This is a genomic window from Ramlibacter sp., assembly GCF_050250995.1.
In the GTDB taxonomy this organism is placed as follows: domain Bacteria; phylum Pseudomonadota; class Gammaproteobacteria; order Burkholderiales; family Burkholderiaceae_C; genus Ramlibacter.
This window is the reverse complement of record NZ_JBFWNP010000105.1, coordinates 1-3208: the sequence shown is the minus strand read 5'-3', so window position 1 is coordinate 3208 and position 3208 is coordinate 1. Positions and strand designations below refer to the sequence as shown.

The window sequence follows — 3208 nt, the reverse complement described above, 5'->3', positions numbered from 1 at the left end:
CGCCATCGAGCAGTACCACCGGCTGTCGACGGTCACGCCCGTGTTGCGGGCGAGCCACGACGCGCTGTGAGTGCAGCCGTTACGCGCGCACAACCGCACGGCGGCCTCCCGTCTTGCGCACGAGCGGGGCGGCTTCGGCCAGGGCGAGGTGCAGCCGCACTTCCCCTTCCGACAACGCTTCGCGTCGTGCGATCTGCTCCACGCTGTCGCCGCGGCCCGCGGCCTTGACGACCCGGCGCGACACGGTCGCGCGGCTGGCGGTCGTACGGCCCGCCGGGCCGCGCTGGAGTTTTTCGATTTCCTGCGCCACGGCGGCAAAACCAGCTTCGGCGGTTTCCGACAGCAGGGTCACCGCTTCGCCCATGCGGTCCACACGCACGCCTGTGGACTCCAGCTTCTGCACGCGCCGCCAGAGGGCGACGAGCCCTGCGCCGGCGGCCGCCAGGGCCACCGCCATCGTTGTCACGACCCACGTCATCATGCCTGTCCCCCAAGCGCTGCGGCGCGCATCGACGCTTTTGATCCCGTCAGTTCCGTCACACGCACGCCGTAGTTGCCGCTCACGACGACGACTTCGCCGAGCGCGAGTACCTTCTCGCCCATCACGATTTCCACGGGTTGATCGGGAGACCGGCCGAGGTCAATCATCGCGCCCGGTCCCAGCGCCGCGAGTTGCTTGAGCGGCATCACGGAACGGCCAAACCGCACGACGATGGGCAGGTCGAAGTCGAGCACCGTTTCCAGGCGTTCGTCTTCCGGTTCAGCCAGCAGTTCCAGGTCCGCGCCCACGGCAATCGCACATCGCGCGCCAGAGGCCAGCGTCACAACCATCGCGGTCAACGGCGCACGTTCACCGGCCGGCGCCAGTGACACGCGAATCGCGCCGAACGCGAGCGTCGCAAATGCGGGTTGCGCCTGCAGGGTGGCAAGTGCATCGTCGACGATGGCCGCTGCGACGTCCATCAGCGCCTGGTCGTCAGGCGTCGGCGCGAGACCGACACGTTCGCCAAACGCCGTCAGGGCCTCGCGGTCGATCCAGACCGTGGCGCCGCCGCGGCCGCGCCCCGTGATCGGCACCGTCGCCACACAACTTGACTCGCCCCAGTGCTCGGCGGGATTCAGGTGCGCGCGTTCGCCGACTTTGCGCCCGATCGCGCCGCCCACTTCCGCGGCCAGCGCCGCGGACAACCGTTCACGTGTCAGCATCAGCCTCATGCCGCCGCGCCCTCCTTCACGTCGCCATACCGCTCTTCCACGCGCGCCATCAGACGCCCGCGTTCCACGGTCAGATGTCCCTTGAGTTTTGGTACGCCGCCCACACGCAGGTCGACCGGCTGATCGGCCGGCACACCCAGCGCCAGCACGTCACCGACGGCCAGTGCCGCAATGTCGGCCGCCGGCAGGTGCGTCACGATTTCCGGCACGAGCGCCACCGGCACTCGCTCGAGGCTCTGCGAGAGCCAGCCGCGCTCGTCGGCGGTCAGGTCGCGGCGATGCCGCTGCCACGCCTGGGCCACCTGACTGGACGTCGCTTCAACAATGGCTTCGGGCAGGCACAGGTGCATCGTGCCGCGTGTGTCGTTCAACTTGAGGTCGAACGTCAGCATGATGATGACTTCGTTGGGCGCGGCCACCTTCAGCAGCTGGGGCCGCGTCTCACGACCGCGGACGCCAAACGCCAGTTCTACGACGGGCTTCCACGTTTCAGTGAGGCCTTCGAGGATGACCTTGACGACCGAGTCAACGACGTACTGCTCGATTTCCGTGAGGCCGCGCGGTTCGGCGAGGCCCTGGCCGCCGCCGCCGAGCATGCGATCGATCATCGCGAACGCCACGTTGGGGTGAATTTCGAGCGCGCCAAGTTCGGCAAACGGCGGAATCGCCAGCGCGTAGAAGGCGGTCGGATCGGCGAGCTTCGAGACGAATTCGCCATACGAACGCTGCTCCACGGAGACCAGCGACATCTCGAGCACCGCGCGCAGGTACGTGCTCATCGACGTGCCGGCACTGCGGGCGAAGCGGTCGTGCAGATAGTGCAGCGAGTGGATCTGCTCGCGCGAAATGCGGTCGGGACGCCGGAAGTTGTAGGCCGCGATGCCGCTGTCGGCTTCCGCAGCGGTCAACAGCGCCATCTCCGAGGACGAGACGAGTTGTGCGCGGCTCATCTCAGCTCTCCTCTCCCGAGCCGGACACCGGCGGCATGTCGGCCGCGAGCATCGAACGGAGGCGGGCGATGGCCTGGGTGCGCAGCTGCGACACACGCGACGGGCCGATGTCGAAGACCTTGCCGATTTCCGCCAGCGTCAGCTCGTCGTCGTACGAAAACGCGATGATCTGGCGCTCGCGTTCGGGCAGCGCGCGCAGCGCCTGTGCCAGACGGGCGTGCAGTTCACGGCGTTCCAGCTGCGCGTAGGGACCTTCACGCGAGTCGAGCGCCACATCGATCAGGCTGCGCTCGCCCTCGTCGTTCGACGCGCGCGAGACGGTCGCCACCTCGGCGGCCTGCAGTTGATCGAGCAGGCGGTGGTAGTCATCAAGCGTGAGGCCCATGGCATCGGCCACTTCCTGGGTCTCGGGTTCACGGCCCAGCGCCTGACGCAAGCGGCCCAGCACCGACTCCAGCGTGCGCTGCTGACGGCGAACCGCGCGGGGGGCACGGTCAAGTCGCCGCAACGCATCAAGCATCGCGCCGTGGATCCGCTGACGGGCAAAGGCGTCGAAGGGAACGCCGGTGGTGGGTTCGTACCGGCCCGCCGCATCGACCAGGCCCATGACACCCACACCGACCAGCTCGCTGCCATCCACGTGTGACGGCAGCCGGCGGGAGAGCCGGCTCGCGAGCATGCGCACCAGCGCGAGATGATCCAGCACCAGTTGATCGCGGCGGGCGCGCTGCTGGGGTTCTTCGAAGCTCAGGCGCATGGCGCCACCTCCGTGGCAATACGCGCGGCCAGATCAGCGGCGCGCGGCGGGCGCACCCGCGTCTGCGGGCGCATGGTGCCCGGCGCCCAGGTCAGCAGGCGCTTGGCGAGATCCTGAAAGCCGCGCTTCGCGCCGACGGCCGGACCGGCGCCCAGCAGGGTGACGCTCGGCCCCTGCCGCACCAGCTGCGGGTCGTGCGTGATGGCGCCGGCATCGCGCAGTGTCCGGCCGAGGAACCGCTGCGACACCAGTGACAGCTGCCGGAACGCCGTTTCGGCATCGGCCG

General features: G+C 68.9%; 4 protein-coding genes and 1 pseudogene. All 5 read right to left on the bottom strand.

Going from position 1 to position 3208, the window contains the following annotated elements:
- Window positions 1–79: 79 nt before the first annotated feature.
- Entirely contained in the window at window positions 80–481 is a 402-nt protein-coding gene (locus tag AB7E83_RS28110) for a hypothetical protein (protein WP_428574836.1), read from the bottom strand.
- Complete coding sequence (locus AB7E83_RS28105) at window positions 478–1215, bottom strand: FliM/FliN family flagellar motor switch protein (RefSeq protein WP_428574834.1); 738 nt, start codon at window positions 1213–1215, stop codon at window positions 478–480. Before AB7E83_RS28105 ends, AB7E83_RS28110 begins: the two co-directional genes overlap by 4 nt.
- Window positions 1212–2165, bottom strand: a complete 954-nt coding sequence (fliM, locus tag AB7E83_RS28100) for a flagellar motor switch protein FliM (protein ID WP_428574832.1) — start codon at window positions 2163–2165, stop codon at window positions 1212–1214. The genes AB7E83_RS28105 and fliM overlap by 4 nt, the downstream gene beginning before the upstream one ends.
- Window position 2166: 1 nt before the next feature.
- The gene (locus tag AB7E83_RS28095; RefSeq protein ID WP_428574830.1) at window positions 2167–2922 is read right to left on the bottom strand and encodes a sigma-70 family RNA polymerase sigma factor; all 756 of its coding nucleotides are present in this window, start codon (window positions 2920–2922) and stop codon (window positions 2167–2169) included.
- Window positions 2913–3208, bottom strand: a pseudogene (locus AB7E83_RS28090) (hypothetical protein); the annotation flags it as partial. The gene AB7E83_RS28095 and the pseudogene AB7E83_RS28090, both read right to left, overlap by 10 nt.